The organism is Gordonia sesuvii (assembly GCF_036350415.1).
Lineage (GTDB): Bacteria > Actinomycetota > Actinomycetes > Mycobacteriales > Mycobacteriaceae > Gordonia > Gordonia sesuvii.
Window position 1 is genome coordinate 163749 of the sequence record NZ_JAZDUF010000006.1, and the last position, 16609, is coordinate 180357.

The following is a 16609-nucleotide window of genomic DNA, read 5'->3' on the forward strand; positions in this document are numbered from 1 at the left end:
GCGGCTCACGCCGTCCGGCGCAGCACCAGCACCGATCGCCCGCCGACGGTCACGGTCTCCTCGGCGGTGGCGGTCAGGTCCGTGCTGCCGGTGGGGTCGGTGGTGTCGAGTTCGCCGATCCATTCCGCGCCCCACGACGCCGACGGGAGCCGGAAGTCGATGTCGCCGTCATGGGCGTTGAAACAGACGATGAAGCTGTCATCGACGATCTTCTCGCCGCGCTCGTCGGGCTCGCCGATGCCATAACCGTTGAAGTAGACCGCGAGACTGCGGCCGAACCCGCTGTCCCAGTCCTCCGAGGTCATCTCCTGACCGGCCGGGGTGAGCCACACGATGTCGAGGGCCTGATCGCCCCAGCGGATCGGTTTGCCCGCAAAGAACCGTCGTCGCCGGAACACCGGATGACCGGTCCGCAGCGCGATCGCCTTGCGGGTGAACTCGAGGAGGTCGGAGTTCTTCTCGGCCAGCGCCCAGTCCATCCACGCCAGCTCGGAGTCCTGACAGTAGACGTTGTTGTTGCCCTGCTGCGTGCGCCCGAACTCGTCGCCGTGGGCGAGCATCGGGGTGCCCTGGGACAGGAAGAGCGTCGCGAGGATGTTGCGTTGCTGCCGGGCCCGCAGTTCCAGGATGTCCGGGTCGTCGGTTGCGCCCTCGACCCCGCAGTTCCACGACCGGTTGTGACTCTCCCCGTCGCGGTTGTCCTCGCCGTTGGCCTGATTGTGTTTCTCGTTGTAGGAGACCAGATCCCGCAGGGTGAACCCATCGTGGGCGATGACGAAGTTGATACTCGCGAGGGGGCGTCGTCCGGTGGCCTCGTACAGGTCCGACGATCCGGTCAGCCGTGAGGCGAACTCGCCCAGGGTGGCCGGCTCGCCTCGCCAGTAGTCGCGGACGGTGTCGCGGTACTTGCCGTTCCACTCGGTCCACAGCGGCGGGAAGTTGCCGACCTGATAGCCGCCCTCGCCGACATCCCAGGGTTCGGCGATGAGCTTGACCTGACTGACCACCGGATCCTGTTGGACGAGATCGAAGAACGCCGACAGCCGATCCACATCGTGCAGCTCGCGCGCCAGGGTGGACGCGAGGTCGAAGCGGAATCCGTCGACGTGCATCTCCAGGACCCAGTACCGCAACGAGTCCATGATCAGTTGCAGCGTGTGCGGGTGGCGGCCGTTGAGGCTGTTGCCGGTGCCGGTGTAGTCCATGTACATCTCGGGATTGCCGTCGACCAGCCGGTAGTAGGCGGCGTTGTCGATCCCGCGGAACGAGATCGTCGGCCCCAGATGGTTGCCCTCGGCGGTGTGGTTGTAGACCACGTCGAGGATGACCTCGATGTCCGCGCGGTGGAACTCCCGCACCATGGCCTTGAACTCGGTCACCGCGCTGGCGGGCTGCTCGGGCTGCGACGCGTACTCCAGATGAGGGGCGAGGAACCCGAAGGTGTTGTAACCCCAGTAGTTTCGCAGCCCCTTGTCGAGCAGGACGAAGTCCTGCATGAACTGGTGCACCGGCATCAGTTCGATCGCGGTGACACCGAGGGACTTGAGGTGGTCGATGATGACCGGGTGGCACAGGCCGGCGTAGGTGCCGCGGAGGTGTTCGGGCACATCGGGATGCGTCGCCGTCATGCCTTTGACGTGCGCCTCGTAGATCACGGTCTGGTGGTACGGGTGACGCGGGGCCCGGTCACTCTGCCAGTCGAAGTACGGGTTGATCACCACCGACACCATGGTGTGGCCGAGCGAGTCGAGTTGCGGCATGTCGGAAGGGTGCGCCGACGCCATCGGCACGCTGGGCGTGGCCGTACTCGACACCGCCGGTTCCGGCTCGCCGGTCGTCGCACGCACCCGGTCGGTCTCGACGACCTCGTCGTCGCCGGCGGCCGGTGCTTTCGCTGCCGGGGTCGCGTCGGTCCCGATCGTCGGTTCGGCAGTCTCGTCCTCGGGCGTCGCGGACCCGTCGTCGGCGGGCTCGGCCGCGTTCTCGGCGGGGGGCTCCTCGGCGGGCGTGGCCATCGCGTAGGAGAACAGTGAGGCATCCCCGTCGAACGCCCCGTGGAACGCCTTGCCGTAGGGGTCGAGCAACAGTTTGCTCGGGTCGCACCGCAGCCCCTGCGACGGGTCGTAGGGACCGTGCACCCGGAAGCCGTAGAACTGTCCGGGTCCCACGTTGGGCAGGTAGCAGTGCCAGCAGTAGCCGTCGACCTCTTCGAGGCGGATCCGTTGCTCCACGCCGGCGCTGTCGATCAGGCAGAGGTCGACCGCCGTGGCGATCTCGGAGAACAGTGAGAAGTTCGTTCCCACACCGTCATAGGTGGCCCCGAGCGGATATGCGTTCCCGGGCCACACGATGAACGGGGTGGAGTCTGCCGGCGTCTGGGTGTAGTCCACCGGAGCGGGGACGTTGGCGATCTCCGCGGGGTCGGATGCGCTCGATCCACCGGTAGCGGGGGCCGCGAACCTGGTGAACTCGGCCTTCGGCGATTCCATGAGAAAACACTAGCGGTCGACGGTCGCCTGTTCATCTCGGACAGATCGGGTTGCGGTGTGGTATGGCGACTTCCGTCACGGCCCCGGCGGCCCGGTCCAGGGTGCGGTGGCGGCCATCTGCCTGCCCAGTTCGTCGGTCAAACTGCGGACATAGGTGGCGCTGAGGTGATGCCAGTCCTTGTAGACCACGATGTTGCCGACGACGGCAGGACACAACTCGGCGTCGCACACGCCGTCGGACAGATCCAGGGCGTGGAACATCGGACGGGTGGCCGCAAGCTCCTCGGCGGGGTTCTCCGGTGCCAGCGCCACCGCTCGACGAGTCGCGCAGCTGGTGGCCGAGCCGCCGTCGGCCAGACAGGTGGGCGTGTCGATCAGACCTTGTGCGTTGTGCGGCCACGGCGTGTCCCGGATGCCGAACACCTCGATGCCGGCGCCGATGAACTCGTCGAAGATCGGCGGATAGGAGGGCGGCACCCAGTCGCCGGGCTGGTAGTCGCGGGGCCGCGTGGCATTGGTGAAGACCGCGTCGGGGTCGTCGGCGATCACCTTGTCCATGACGCGCATCACCCAGTCATGGCACTCGGGGTAGGGGACACCGTCCTGTTTGGGGACCAGCTCGGTGGACATCGGACAACCCATCTTCAGGTACGTGGTGACCTTGAAGTTGTTGCGCTGGCCGAGCAGGTCCAGTGCCGAGATCCACATCTCGGCGTGGGAGCCGCCGATCAACGCGATCGTCCTGGTCGCGGTCGGGTCGCCGTAGACGCCGACATGAATCCTCGGGTCCTCGAAGTCACTCATGTACCCGTCGGTGGAGGTCTCCGGGAAGTCCTGCGTGACCATCAGCGGCGACGGTTGCGGGTCGACGGCGGGGACCGGCCAGCCCTCGAGCAGGGCACGTGCGCCGGGGTAGGTCCGCGGATCGAGGTTCTTGGTGTCGACGACCATCGTGGCCACGCGGTGATCCCAGACCTTGATGCCGATACCGGTGACCAGAGTGCCGACCACCAGCATCGACGTCACCACCGAGGTATAGGTCACCCACTGCCTGCGGCCGTCGCGGCGGGCGTGTGCGGGCTCCGAGCGGCCGCCGCGCAGCGGGTCCTCGATGTAGCGTTTGGTCAGCCACGCGAGGCCCACCGAGAGGGCGAGCAGCCCGACACCCTCGATGAAGTTGGCGTGATTCTTCTCCCGCCAGGTGAGGTAGAAGATGAGCAGGGGCCAGTGCCACAGGTACAGCGAGTAGGCGATGGTGCCCAGCCACACCGGCCAGCGACTCGCCAGCATCCGGTTGACCGGTGGTAATCCCTGTGGCGCGGGTGTTCCGGCACGCGGTCGTTCCAGCGCGGTGGCCCCGGCCCAGATGATGAGCAGGGTCGAACCCACCGGCACCAGCGCCCACGGGCCGGGATACGCGTTGACGCCGTCGATCCACCAGCCGCACGTGACGATCAACGCGAGTGCGACGACCGCGGTGACGGTGCGCAGCCAGCGCGGCACCCGCCAGCTCGGCAGCCAGATGGCCAGCAGTCCACCGGCGAGCGGCTCCCAGAGACGCGAGAAGGTGTCGTAGTAGTTGAACTGCTGATTGACGCCCATCCGCATGTGCGCCCAGTAGAACGAGACGAGTGCCACCGCGAGGACGGCCAGGCCGACCAGGATTCGGATGACCCGAGGGTCGGCCACCGGGGCGATGAATCGCGCGACGAGTTTGATGACCGCGGCGAACGCGAGCGCGACAACCAGGGTGAGAACGAAGAACTGTCCCTGCACCGACATCGACCAGATGTGTTGCAACGGGCTGTTGGCGGAGCTCGCCGCCAGGTAGTCCTGCGAATTGAAGGCCAGATGCCAGTTCTGGTAGTACAGCGCGCTGGCGATCAGCTCGCGGCCGATGCTCACCCACCGGGTCTGTGGGATCACGATGACGGTCAGGATCGCGACCGCGATCAGCACCGTGAACAGGGCCGGGATCAGTCGTCGCAGCAGCCGCTTGAGCCGTGGCCACGGATTGATGGTGTCGCGCAGCGTGACGTGGGTGGCCTGGCTGTGGATCGCGTGCCGCAGCAACGACCCGACGAAGAAGTACCCCGACAGGACGAGGAAGACGTCCACACCGCCGGAGACGCGTCCGAACCAGACGTGGAAGCACGCGACCAACGCGATCGCGATCCCGCGCAGACCGTCGAGGTCGGTGCGGTACGCGGGCACATTGTCCGCCGGGGCCCGATGGGTCGAGGCGGTGGTGGGGGTGGTGGCTGCCACGGACTGGGGCGTCTCTCTGCTCTTGTGTGCTCGGGTCCCGGTGCTCGAGTCTGCTGCTCGGAGAGCCGGCGTGGTGCCGGCTCGGCGTCCCGGAGCGATTTACGCAGAGCAATTTACAGGTCGAAGCTGTGATATCCCGATTCGGTCCGGTGCGACACACCGTGTGCCGCACCCGCCCCTGACCTTTACGTTCTCTTGACTTCGGCCGAGCTCTCGACGTCGGCCGAGGTGACGGCGGAGCGATCCGCGCGTAGGCGTGCGCCGTCGAGGATCACGCCGAGACCGTCGCCGAACTCGCCGGTGAAGTCACGTCCGGACGGCCCGGTCACCTGCAGGCGCTCCATCTGCGCGCGCGTCTGCTCCTCGATCGTCAGTCCGATCGCGAGCTGACATACGGCGGTCGCCACCGCGTGGGCATCGCGCTCACTCAGACCGCCGTCGCGGGCCGTTGCCGCCAGCTGCGTCACGATCGTCTTCGCCGACAGCCCGCTGGCCCAGCTGGACGAGACGACCTCGGCGCTGTCGGGGACCTCGAGCAACGCCGTGCGCAGCCCGATGGCGAGGTGGGCCAGGCGGTCGTCCCACGGCAGGTGGGTTGGTGCGTCGGGTATCTGTTCGAGGATGTCGTCGGACAACGCGGCCAACAGGGTCTGCTTGTTGGGGAAGTGCCAGTACAGCGCATTGGGTCGGACCCCGAGGTCCGCGGCGAGCCGCCGCATCGACAGGTCGGCCAGGCTGTGCTCGGCGAGGATGTCGCGGGCCGCGCGGAGGACATCGACTCGGCTGTTGCTCACCCGCCCAGCGTAGGCGGCCTGTACAGCGTTCAGGAAAATGCCTGTACAGTGTTCAGGACATCGCGTCCTGGACACCGTCCAGGACCACCGCCCGAGACCGCGCCGACGGCGCGGATCGCGACACCGTGAGGACGATCAGGCGTGGACCAGCCCACCATCAGCCGTATCGATGCCGAGCACATCTGGCATCCGTACGGGGCGATGCCGGCGCCGGTGGCGCCGCTGGTGGTGCGCGGTGCGCGTGGCGTCCGCATCGAGCTCGCCGACGGCCGGAGCGTCGTCGACGGGATGAGTTCCTGGTGGGCCGCCATCCACGGGTATCGGCACCCGGTGCTCGACGCCGCACTGGTCGAGCAGTCGGCGTCGATGTCGCACGTCATGTTCGGCGGCCTCACCCACGAACCGGCGGCGCGGCTGGCCCAACTGCTCGTGTCGATCACCCCCGACGCCCTGCAGAAGGTGTTCTTCTGCGACTCCGGCTCGGTCTCGGTCGAGGTCGCGGTCAAGATGGCGCTGCAGTACTGGCGCAGCCGCGGCGAGACACGGCGCACCCGACTGCTGACGTGGCGCGGCGGCTACCACGGCGACACTTTCACCCCGATGAGCGTGTGCGACCCCGAGGGCGGCATGCACTCGATGTGGACCGACGTCCTGACCGACCAGGTGTTCGTCCCACCGCCACCCGCCCGGTTCGACGCCGACTACGTCGCGGTGCTCGAGGCGGCCGTCGCCGAACACCGCGACCGGCTCGCCGCGGTCATCGTCGAACCCGTCGTGCAGGGTGCGGGCGGCATGCGGTTCCACGACCCGCGCTACCTCGCCGAGCTGCGGCGCATCTGCGACCGCGCCGGAGTGCTGCTGATCTTCGACGAGATCGCCACCGGGTTCGGGCGCACCGGGGAGCTGTTCGCCGCCGACCACGTCGGGGTCACCCCGGACATCATGTGCCTCGGCAAGGCGCTCACCGGCGGCTACCTCACCCTCGCCGCCACCCTGTGCACCACCGAGATCGCGGAGACGATCAGCCACGGCGAGGCCGGCGGACTCGCCCACGGCCCGACCTTCATGGCGAACCCGCTCGCCTGCGCGGTCGCCGTCGCCGCGATCGAACTTCTGCTGTCGTCGGACTGGCGGGAGCGTGTCCGCGCGATCGAACGCGGCCTGAACGACGGTCTCGGTGACCTCGCGGGCAAGCGTGGGGTCGTCGACGTCCGCGTCCTCGGCGCCATCGGCGTGGTGCAGCTCGACCGGCCGGTCGACATGGGCGCCGCGACGTCGGCGGCCGTGGATGCCGGGGTGTGGCTGCGGCCGTTCCGCGACAACGTCTACGTGATGCCGCCGTTCGTCTGCACCGACGACGACATCGCCACCATCTGCCGTGGCGTGCGCGCCGCCGTCGACGCCTGCCTGTCCGCCGACCTCGCCGTGGAAGGTGCACGATGACGACCACCGATTCCGTGCTGTCGGAACTGCTCGACACCGCCGCCGCCCGCGAGGACGCGCTGGGTTGGCTCGCCGAGGAGGCCGAGCGGGTGAAAACCGCCGGACTGCACCGCGACCCGGTCGTCCGCCGCGCCGAGCAGCCGATGATCAACCTGGCATCCAACGACTACCTGGGGCTGTCCACACACCCCGACGTCGTCGCGGGCGGCCACGCCGCACTGGACACCTGGGGTGCCGGGTCGACGGCGTCTCGACTCGTCGTCGGTACCACCGCCGCACACGTCGACCTCGAGGAAGACCTCGCCGGCTTCCTCGGATTCCCCGCGGCGCTCGCATTCTCCTCGGGCTACCTCGCCAACATCGGCGCGATCACCGCGCTCGTCGGACGCGGCGATCTCATCGTCAGCGACACCGGAACCCATGCGTCCCTGATCGACGGGTGCCGTCTGTCTCGGGCGCGGGTGGTGGTCGTGGACCGCGGCGACCACGCGGCCGTGCGCGATGCCCTGCAAGCGCGCACGGAGGCACGGGCACTGGTGGTGACCGACTCCGTCTACAGCATCGACGGCGAACCGGCGCCGGTGGCGGAGCTGTACGCCGCCGCTCGTGACGGCGGCGCCGCGCTGCTCGTCGACGAGGCCCACGCTGTCGGCGTCCGCGGCCCCGGTGGGCGGGGACTGATCGCCGAACTCGGCCTGTCCGGGGCCCCCGACCTGGTGATGACGACGGTCCTGTCGAAGTCGTTCGGCGCCCAGGGCGGCGTGGTGCTCGGCCCCGAGCTGCTGCGGTCGCATCTGATCGACCGGGCCCGCACCTTCATTTTCGACACCGGACTGAACCCGGCAGCGGTGGGTGCCGCACACGCCGCGCTGCGCGTGCTGGGTGCCGATCCATCGCTGCCCGAACGCCTGCGTGGCAACGCCGCCCGCCTCGCGGAAGCCGTCGGCGCGCCGATGCCGTCGGCCGCGGTCATCTCGTTGATCGTCGGCGACCCGCGAGCGGCCGTCGCGGCTGCGGCGCACTGTCGCGACCGTGGTGTGCTGGTGGGCTGCTTCCGGCCGCCCTCGGTTCCCGCCGGCACCTCGCGGCTGCGTCTGACCGTGCGCGCCGACCTCGAACTCGACGTCATCGACCATGTCGCAGACGTCGTCAACGAGGCGCTGACCGCGGTGGGCGCCCGATGACGGCACCCGGCCGCGTCATCGCGGTCGCCGGTACCTCGACCGATGTCGGCAAGACGATCGTCACCGCGGCGCTGGTCGTCGCCGCCCGCGCCGCCGGGTGCTCGCCCGCGGTGTGCAAGCCGGCCCAGACCGGGATCGGGCCCGGCGAACCGGGCGACCTCGCCGTCATCGACGACCTTGCGGGGCCGGTCGCCACCGCCGAATGCGTCCGCTATCCCGACCCCCTCGCCCCGGAAACCGCCGCCCGACTGGCCGGACTGTCGGCGCTGGACCTCGACACCGCATCGGACGCGATCACAGGGCTCGCGGCGACTCACGACGTGACCCTCGTCGAGGGTGCCGGCGGGGTGCTGGTCCGCCTGGCCGCCGACCTCACCCTGCTCGACGTCGCCGACGCTGTCGATGCCCCGATCGTCGTCGTGGTCCCGGCCGGACTCGGTGCGCTCAATCACGCCGAGCTGACCACCCGCGCCGTCCGTGCCCACGGCCTGCGCCCGGCCGGCCTGATCATCGGGTCCTGGCCGACCGACCCCGACCTCGCGATGCGCTGCAACCGCGACGACCTACCGCGGCTGACCGGTGTGCCGATCGTCGGGACGATCCCGGCGGGAGCCGGCGGTCTGGAGCCGTCCGAGTTCCGCCGCGGCGCCCCCGGCTGGATCGATCGCACCTGGCTGCTGCGCGAACTCGCCCCCGCCGGCCCGCCGACGGAACCCCGATTCGCGCCGACAGAACCCGCTTTCGCGCCGACAGAACCCACTTTCTCGCCGACGGAACCCCGATCCGCGCCGACGGAACCCACTTTTGCGCCCACAGCACCCTCCACGTCACCGAACCGACAGTCCACAGAAGGAGTTCTCCCGTGACCCAGGCCCCCGTCGCCCCCGGCTCCGCGCAGTCGCAGACCGCCGACGACATCCTCGCCGTCGCCCGCAGACAGGTGCTCGAGCAGGGTGAAGCGCTCGACCGCGAGCAGGTCCTGCAGGTGCTGCGCCTGCCCGACGACCGGCTTCCCGAGTTGCTCGAACTCGCCCACGACGTCCGGATGCGGTGGTGCGGTCCCGAGGTGGAGGTCGAGGGCATCATCTCGTTGAAGACCGGCGGCTGCCCCGAGGACTGCCACTTCTGTTCGCAGTCGGGGCTGTTCGAATCGCCGGTGCGCAGCGCCTGGATCGACATCCCGTCACTGGTGGAAGCGGCCAAGCAGACCGCCAAGACCGGCGCCACCGAGTTCTGCATCGTCGCGGCCGTCCGCGGCCCGGACAAGCGACTGCTCAGCCAGGTCGCCGCCGGCATCGAAGCGATCCGCAACGAGGTCGACATCCAGATCGCCTGCAGCCTCGGCATGCTCACCCAGGAGCAGGTCGACCAGCTCAAGGACATGGGTGTGCATCGCTACAACCACAACCTGGAGACCGCGCGCAGCCACTTCCCGAACGTCGTCACCACGCACACGTGGGAGGAGCGATGGGACACGCTGCGGATGGTTCGCGACGCCGGCATGGAGGTGTGCTGCGGCGGCATCCTCGGCATGGGGGAGAGCCTCGAACAGCGCGCCGAGTTCGCCGCCGACCTCGCGTCCCTCGAACCCGACGAGGTCCCGCTGAACTTCCTGAACCCGCGGCCGGGCACCCCGTTCGGTGATCTCGATGTCCTGCCGGCGTCCGAGGCACTCAAGTCGGTCGCGGCGTTCCGGCTCGCTCTGCCCCGCACGATCCTGCGTTTCGCCGGTGGCCGAGAGATCACCCTCGGCGACCTCGGTGCCAAGCAGGGCATCCTCGGCGGGATCAACGCGGTCATCGTCGGCAACTACCTGACCACCCTGGGGCGTCCGGCCGAGCAGGACCTCGATCTGCTGACCGATCTGTCGATGCCGATCAAGGCACTCAACGACAGCCTCTAGGCTCGAACACGTGACCATGTCGACGACACCGGACCCCGCGCCCGCCCTGGCCTCGTCAGCCGTCGCGCCCGAGATCCCCGGCCCGCTCGCCCAGCCGTGCCGGTTCGGCGTCTACACCGGCCTGGAACTCGAACTCCAGGCGGCCGACGCCGTCCCGACCGCGGCTCGGATGGGCCTCGAACCGCCGCGGTTCTGCGGCCAGTGCGGCCGGCGGATGGTGGTGCAGGTGCGCCCCGACGGCTGGGGTGCGCGCTGTTCGCGTCATGGAACGGTCGACTCGACCGAACTGGGACAACGGTGAGCGACCCGGCGCCGAGCGCGCCGGTCATCCCCGACGAGCCGGTCGCGGCCACCTCGCGGCGGCACTCGGTCGACCGACCGGTCGCCGCGCTGGCCGCGGTGGCTGGCGCGATCGTCCTGCTCGGCGTCGTCGTCGGGGTGCTGTGGGCAGTGGTGACGCCGGCCTTGACCGGCCGGGTCGTGTCCGCGGACTCGGCGATCGTGCCCGCCACCGCCTTCGGTTCGGAGTTCGCGGCGGTCGGCACCTTCGCGCTGCTGTTGTTCGGGTACGGCATCATCGCGGTGCTCATCGGCTGGATCGCATGTCGTGCCTGGCGCGGGCCGGTCGGATTCGTCGTCGTCGCGGTGGCGACGGTGGCCGGCTCGATCGTGGCGGCCGTCGCCGGCACCTGGATGGCCGACTGGCGATTCGACGATCCGCGGGCGATGCCGGTGGGATCGACCTTCTACGTCGTCCCGGACCTCTGGCTCGACGGAGCCGTACGCGGCGGGTTCGGTGGCGGCTGGGTCCTGTTCGTCTGCGCCCCGCTGGCCGCGGCCCTGTTCTATCTGGGTGCGGCGCTGGCGTCGCGCACCGCCGATCTGGGGGTCGGTGACCTCGACGAGATGCACGAACCGGCCGCGGCCGGCTGACCGGCACCTCCGCAGTCGAGACCTGCTCAGCCGGTCTCGACCGGGCTGCCGACGACGACGTCGGCGAGCATCTCGACCGGCACCTCGAGCGATCGGGCCAACGCGACGACCGTCGCGAACGACGGCGTCAGCAACCTGCCGCTCTCGATCTTGCGCAACGTCTCCGGCGAGATCCCCGCGCGGTCGGCGACGTCGGCGACCGTCCGGTCGGCACGGCATTCCCGCAGCACACCGCCGAGTCGTCGGCCGGCGGCGATCTGTTCGGGAGTCAACGGGGCACGCACCATGCACCAACCCTAACCCGGACCGGTATGAAAATACCGGTTCCGTCGCGTACCGTGAGGCGGAATGCGGTATTTAAATACCGCCACAGCGGAAAGGGCATCGTGATCGAACTGAAGAGTCGCGACGAGGTTGCTGCCATGCGGGTGACCGGACGATTCATCGCCGAACTCCTCGACGACCTGTCGGCGCGCGCCGAGCCGGGCGTCAACCTGCTCGACCTCGAGATGCGGGCACGCGAGCTGATCGAGCGACGCGGGGCGGTGTCGTGCTACTGGGACTACGCGCCGTCCTTCGGCCGTGGGCCGTTCCGGAACGTGATCTGCCTGTCCCTCAACGACGCTGTGCTGCATGGCCTTCCGCACGACGAGGTGCTTGCCGACGGGGACGTGCTGAGTATGGACATCGCCGTGGCGATCGATGGGTGGGTCGCCGACTCGGCCCGAACGGTGATCGTCGGTTCCGCGCGCGACGACGACGCCTTCCTGGTCGAGACGACGCGGCTGGCGTTGGCCGCCGGCATCGATGCCGCGCGACCCGGCAATCGGCTCGGCGACATCTCGGCCGCGATCGGCGCGATCTGCACCGAGCGGGGCTTCCCGGTCAACACCATGTTCGGCGGGCATGGCCTGGGTCGGACGATGCACGAGGATCCGCACGTGTCCAACCAGGGGCATCGGGGGACCGGCATGCGGTTGCGGCCCGGTCTGACCCTGGCGCTGGAACCGTGGCTGGCGCACAGCACCTCGGACATCGTCTACGACCCGGACGGCTGGACGATCCGGTCGGCCGACGGTTCCCGCACCGCGCACAGCGAGCACACGATCGCCGTCACCGACACCCTCGCCGAGGTCCTCACCGCCTGAACCACGGTCACATCGGCGGCCGCAGGGTCGCGAACTCGTCGGTCACGCGGAGTTGTGTGTCGGCGAACGCGTACAGCGCCGGCGGACGGCCCCCGGATCGGCCGGTCTTGCCGACGGTGCCGGTGGCGACCACGACGGCCCGGCGACTCAGGATGCGCAACAGATTGGTCGTGTCGACCGCGTAACCCAATGCTGCGCAATAGATCTCCGACAGTTGGGACATGGGGAATCGGCTCGGGGCGAGTGCGAACGCGATGTTGGTGTAGGACAGCTTCGCTGCGAGCCGATGCCGCGCGGCCTCGACGATCTCTGCGTGGTCGAATGCCAGGGTGGGCAGGGCGTCGACCGGATGCCATGCGCTGGCGTGCGGTAGTTCGGTCGGCACATCGCTGGGGACCAGCGCCAGGTAGGTCGACGCGATGGTGCGGGTGCCCGGGAGCCGGTGTGGATCGGAGAACACGGCCAACTGTTCGAGATGGGCGATGTTCGCGATCGCGACCGAATCGGCGACGGCCCGTCGCGCGCTGGTCTCCAGCGTCGCGTCGGCCGCCACGGCGCCACCGGGCAGCGCCCACGGTCCGTCGGCGTCGTGTCCGAGAAGCACACACAGCACCGGGTCCGTATCCGCGGTCATCTCCCGCACCTGGAACACGGCGGTCAGCGTCTCGACCTCCACGTCCGATGTCCCGGCGGCTGCGGGCGAACTCGGCGGGGGCGTCGGCATGGCGTCGATTGTAGGGTGACCGGCCACGATCCTCGGGCCGCCGCGGTGCGCCACACCGCCGCTGCGCTCACAATTCGTCGAGCGACATGATCCCGTCCTGGATGGCGCGCGCGGCGAGTGCGGCCTTGGTCCGAGCGGTCCGGTCGACAGCCGTGTACTTGGCGCGGATTCGGGTCAGGTGGGTGTTGACGGTGCCGATCGAGATCGTCAGTTCCTCGGCGACGGCGATCTTCGAATCGGTGAGCAACCATGTCCGCAGCACCTGGATCTCGCGATCGGTGAGTCCGGGGCGGCGACGCACCACTGGCGACGATGCCTCGGCTGCCGGGGGCTGTGCCGGGCGGGCGCCGCCGAAAGCAGGCGCCGGCCGCGCCGGTGCCGGCGGGCCGGGGCGGGTGGTGGCGACAGGAGTGACCAGGTGCATGTGGCCGCGCGCGCGGGGGTCGTCGAGGGGCCGGCGCACGGTGGCCGGGTGCCCGTGGGTCGGCGGCGCGGATGTGGGCGCCCCGGGCTGACCGGGCAGCGGCATCCGTCGCGCGGCGAGGCGGGCGAGTGCGGCCTCCCGGCGCTGTGCGGCGGCCTCCGCGCGCCGGCTCGCGCCGGGTGCTGCCCCCAGTGGGCCGGCGGGACGCGGCGAGGTGGGTTGTGCGTCGAACGGTGAAACGGTCATCGCGCTGCTCGCAATCTGCTTTACGGCCCCCGGGTTCGGCTCGCCGATGTCGACCCGACCCGGACGGATGTGTGGGTACATCGATGACGCTAGGTTTCAGGCGCGCCGGGGTAACGAGTAGTCGACTACTCGAATTGCCGACGGGAATGGCGCAGATCGGCCCGGTGTTACGATGGACACAGTTTTCGATCACCAGTCGAAAACTTCAGGCGCCGGAGCCAGCCCGCTCCGAGCCAGACGCGTGAGGAGTGTCCGATGAGCATCACCAGCGACCGCCCGGCCGTGACCGACACAGCAACCGTCACAGCGGGTCTGATGGACGTCGAGTGGACCGATGGTCCGGGCGGATACTCCGGGGTGGAGCCCACGCCGGAATGGGCCGACGAGGTGCGCCGGCTCGCGCGCGCCCGCAACGCGACCCTGCTGGCGCACAACTACCAATTGCCGGCCATCCAGGATGTCGCCGACCATGTCGGTGACTCGCTGGCGTTGTCCCGGATCGCCGCCGAGGTCGACGCGGACGAGATCATCTTCTGCGGCGTGCACTTCATGGCCGAGACCGCCAAGATCCTCAGCCCGGACAAGCGGGTGCTGATCCCGGACGAGCGCGCCGGATGTTCGCTCGCCGACTCGATCACCGCCGACGAACTGCGGGACTGGAAGTCCGATCACCCTGACGCCGTCGTGGTCTCGTACGTGAACACCACCGCCGAGGTGAAGGGCCTCACCGACATCTGCTGCACGTCGTCCAACGCGGTCGACGTGGTCGCCTCGATCGATCCCGATCGGGAGGTGCTGTTCCTGCCGGATCAGTTCCTCGGCGCGCATGTGAAACGGGAGACCGGACGCGACAACATCCACATCTGGGCGGGCGAATGCCACGTTCACGCCGGCATCAACGGCGACGAACTCGCCGACCAGGCGAGCAGCCATCCCGACGCCGACCTCTTCATCCACCCGGAATGCGGTTGTGCGACCTCGGCCCTCTACCTGGCCGGGGAGGGTGCGGTGCCGGAGGAGAAGGTGAAGATCCTGTCCACCGGCGGGATGCTCGACGCGGCCCGCGAGACCGGCGCCAAGCAGGTGCTCGTCGCCACCGAGATCGGCATGCTGCACCAACTGCGCAAGGCCGCCCCCGGCGTCGACTTCCAGGCCGTCAACGACCGTGCGTCCTGCCCGTACATGAAGATGATCACCCCGGCCGCCCTGCTGCGGTCGCTGCGCGAGGGGCGTGACGAGGTGTTCGTCGCCGACGACGTCGCGGAACGTGCCCGCAAGAGCGTCGAGCGGATGATCGCGATCGGTAACCCGGGTTCCGGTGAGTGACGGTTTCGTCGGCCAGGTCGGGGCAGCGGCGGAGCTCGACCTTGCCGTCACCGACGAGGTCCGCACGCTGATCCGGACCGCCCTCGACGAGGACCTCCGGTACGGCCCCGACGTCACCACCGCCGCCACCGTGCCCGCCGACGCCGTGACCGACGCGGCGATCGTCAGTCGCGGACACGGCGTGATCGCCGGGGTGCCGGTGGTTCTCGCGGTGCTCGACGAGGTCATCGGAGCCGGCGGTTACACGGTGACCGCCGCGGTCGACGACGGCGCCGGCGTGGGCCCCGGCGACGTCGTCCTGGGCGTCCACGCGCCGACCGGCGCGCTGCTCACCGCCGAACGGACCGCCCTGAACCTGATCTGCCACCTGTCCGGCATCGCGACCGCCACCGCGCTCTGGGTCGACGCCGTCGACGGCACCGACACCAAGGTGCGTGATTCCCGCAAGACCCTGCCTGGCCTGCGTTACCTGCAGAAATACGCGGTCCGTGCGGGCGGGGGCGTCAACCACCGCCTCGGGCTGGGCGATGCCGCGCTGATCAAGGACAACCACGTCGCGGCAGCCGGGTCGGTGAGTGCGGCACTGTCCGCGGTCCGTGCGAGCGCGCCCGGACTCCCGGTCGAGGTCGAGGTGGATTCGTTGGCCCAGCTCGACGAGGTGCTGGCGCTCGAACCGCAACTCGTCCTGCTCGACAACTTCGCGCTCTGGGAGACCCAGATGGCGGTGCAGCGACGCAACGCACGCTCACCGCAGACAAAGCTCGAGAGCTCGGGCGGGTTGACCCTGGATGTCGCCGGCGATTACGCCCGGACCGGCGTCGACTATGTCGCCGTCGGCGCGCTCACCCACTCCGTCGCCGCTCTCGACCTCGGCCTGGACATCCCCGCGCCCTGACACCCGCGCTTGCGCGCACCCTCCACCCAGACGCGCACTCAGCAACCTGCGCTTCTGGTTGGACGGTGCGCGTTTCGCACGCTCGGGAGCAGCCTGTGAACCAGTGCTACGCTGGATCACGTGGCCAACCGGAACATCACGCTGTCGCTGCCCGAGGAGCTGGTGCGAAAGGCCAAGATCATCGCAGCCGAGCGGGACACGTCCGTGTCCGCGCTGGTCGCGGAGCTGGTGGAACATCTGACGGGTGGTTCGGAGGGCTACGACGCCGCCTGGGGACGCGAAGTTTCCCGAATGGCCGACGGCGCCTTCGAGGTCGGCGACGTCGCGTGGGATCGCGACGAACTGCACTCCCGATGACCCGGGAGTTCGTCGACACGAACGTGCTCCTCTACGCCTATGACTCCGGCGGTGATCAACGTCATGACCGGGCCGTGGAGCTGGTGGCCGAACTCGGGAGGGCGAGACGGGGCGTGCTCAGCGTGCAGATCCTTCAGGAGTTCTACGTCAACGTCACCCGCAAGATCGCCGTCCCGGTCCATCCACAAGCTGCGCAAGAACGGCTTCGGGTGCTGAGTCGGTGGCCTGTTCACTCGCCGTTGGCCTCCGATGTCCTTGCCGCAGCGGAGATCGCAGACACCGCCAAGATCTCGTTCTGGGACGCGATGGTGATCCGCAGTGCGGCGCAGATGGAATGTCGGGTGATCTGGAGCGAGGACCTCAACGCCGGCCAGACGATCGCCGGCGTCCGCGTCCAGAACCCGTTCGGGTAACTGAGTTCCCCACACCGGTTCGCCACGCCCCCGACCGGATTCGAAACCGGGTGGCGCCACCC

At 69.3% G+C, this 16609-nt stretch carries 17 protein-coding genes; 11 read left to right on the plus strand and 6 right to left on the minus strand.

All coding sequences use genetic code 11. From position 1 onward, the window contains the following. Positions 1-5: 5 nt before the first annotated feature. From glgX to VZC37_RS19250, 3 genes are all read right to left on the minus strand, one after another. Positions 6-2489 (minus strand): glycogen debranching protein GlgX, encoded by a 2484-nt coding sequence (glgX, locus tag VZC37_RS19240; RefSeq protein ID WP_330434737.1) that lies wholly within the window; start codon positions 2487-2489, stop codon positions 6-8. 75 nt (positions 2490-2564) lie between these two features. Then, positions 2565-4757 (minus strand): acyltransferase family protein, encoded by a 2193-nt coding sequence (locus VZC37_RS19245; RefSeq protein ID WP_330434739.1) that lies wholly within the window; start codon positions 4755-4757, stop codon positions 2565-2567. Positions 4758-4942: 185 nt separating this feature from the next. Then, positions 4943-5551 carry a TetR family transcriptional regulator gene (locus VZC37_RS19250; protein ID WP_330434741.1) on the minus strand — a complete coding sequence of 203 codons (609 nt, stop codon included), beginning with the start codon at positions 5549-5551 and terminating at the stop codon, positions 4943-4945. Positions 5552-5692: 141 nt separating this feature from the next. Here VZC37_RS19250 and VZC37_RS19255 point away from each other — a divergent pair, with 141 nt between their 5' ends. The 6 genes from VZC37_RS19255 to VZC37_RS19280 are packed head-to-tail and all read left to right on the plus strand — an operon-like array spanning position 5693 to position 11014. Further along, complete coding sequence (locus tag VZC37_RS19255; protein WP_330434743.1) at positions 5693-6994, plus strand: adenosylmethionine--8-amino-7-oxononanoate transaminase; 1302 nt, start codon at positions 5693-5695, stop codon at positions 6992-6994. After that, entirely contained in the window at positions 6991-8178 is a 1188-nt protein-coding gene (locus tag VZC37_RS19260; protein ID WP_330434744.1) for an 8-amino-7-oxononanoate synthase, read from the plus strand. The genes VZC37_RS19255 and VZC37_RS19260 overlap by 4 nt, the downstream gene beginning before the upstream one ends. Beyond that, complete coding sequence (bioD, locus tag VZC37_RS19265) at positions 8175-9044, plus strand: dethiobiotin synthase (RefSeq protein ID WP_330434745.1); 870 nt, start codon at positions 8175-8177, stop codon at positions 9042-9044. Before VZC37_RS19260 ends, bioD begins: the two co-directional genes overlap by 4 nt. Next, positions 9041-10081, plus strand: a complete 1041-nt coding sequence (gene bioB / locus VZC37_RS19270) for a biotin synthase BioB (protein WP_330434746.1) — start codon at positions 9041-9043, stop codon at positions 10079-10081. Before bioD ends, bioB begins: the two co-directional genes overlap by 4 nt. A 16-nt stretch (positions 10082-10097) precedes the next feature. After that, complete coding sequence (gene bsaP / locus VZC37_RS19275) at positions 10098-10382, plus strand: biotin synthase auxiliary protein BsaP (protein ID WP_330434971.1); 285 nt, start codon at positions 10098-10100, stop codon at positions 10380-10382. Then, positions 10379-11014: a DUF2567 domain-containing protein gene (locus VZC37_RS19280; protein ID WP_330434748.1), complete on the plus strand. Its 636-nt coding sequence runs from the start codon at positions 10379-10381 to the stop codon at positions 11012-11014. Before bsaP ends, VZC37_RS19280 begins: the two co-directional genes overlap by 4 nt. 26 nt (positions 11015-11040) lie before the next feature. Here VZC37_RS19280 and VZC37_RS19285 read toward each other — a convergent pair whose 3' ends face one another. Beyond that, entirely contained in the window at positions 11041-11301 is a 261-nt protein-coding gene (locus VZC37_RS19285) for a helix-turn-helix transcriptional regulator (RefSeq protein WP_330434750.1), read from the minus strand. 99 nt (positions 11302-11400) lie between these two features. Between VZC37_RS19285 and map the strand changes: the two genes are divergently transcribed. Continuing rightward, positions 11401-12162: a type I methionyl aminopeptidase gene (gene map / locus VZC37_RS19290; protein ID WP_330434751.1), complete on the plus strand. Its 762-nt coding sequence runs from the start codon at positions 11401-11403 to the stop codon at positions 12160-12162. 7 nt (positions 12163-12169) lie between these two features. Here the strand turns inward: map and VZC37_RS19295 are convergent, their stop codons facing one another. Next, positions 12170-12886, minus strand: a complete 717-nt coding sequence (locus VZC37_RS19295) for an NUDIX hydrolase (protein WP_330434752.1) — start codon at positions 12884-12886, stop codon at positions 12170-12172. A gap of 67 nt (positions 12887-12953) precedes the next feature. Beyond that, the gene (locus VZC37_RS19300; RefSeq protein ID WP_330434754.1) at positions 12954-13556 is read right to left on the minus strand and encodes a response regulator transcription factor; all 603 of its coding nucleotides are present in this window, start codon (positions 13554-13556) and stop codon (positions 12954-12956) included. Positions 13557-13811: 255 nt separating this feature from the next. Here VZC37_RS19300 and nadA point away from each other — a divergent pair, with 255 nt between their 5' ends. The 4 genes from nadA to VZC37_RS19320 all read left to right on the plus strand — a co-directional run bounded on the left by nadA (position 13812) and on the right by VZC37_RS19320 (position 16547). Further along, the gene (gene nadA, locus VZC37_RS19305) at positions 13812-14882 is read left to right on the plus strand and encodes a quinolinate synthase NadA (protein WP_330434755.1); all 1071 of its coding nucleotides are present in this window, start codon (positions 13812-13814) and stop codon (positions 14880-14882) included. After that, positions 14875-15777 (plus strand): carboxylating nicotinate-nucleotide diphosphorylase, encoded by a 903-nt coding sequence (gene nadC / locus VZC37_RS19310; RefSeq protein WP_330434758.1) that lies wholly within the window; start codon positions 14875-14877, stop codon positions 15775-15777. The genes nadA and nadC overlap by 8 nt, the downstream gene beginning before the upstream one ends. A gap of 120 nt (positions 15778-15897) precedes the next feature. Next, entirely contained in the window at positions 15898-16134 is a 237-nt protein-coding gene (locus tag VZC37_RS19315) for a DUF6364 family protein (protein ID WP_330434759.1), read from the plus strand. Then, positions 16131-16547, plus strand: a complete 417-nt coding sequence (locus VZC37_RS19320; protein ID WP_330434761.1) for a PIN domain-containing protein — start codon at positions 16131-16133, stop codon at positions 16545-16547. The genes VZC37_RS19315 and VZC37_RS19320 overlap by 4 nt, the downstream gene beginning before the upstream one ends. Positions 16548-16609 lie beyond the last annotated feature (62 nt).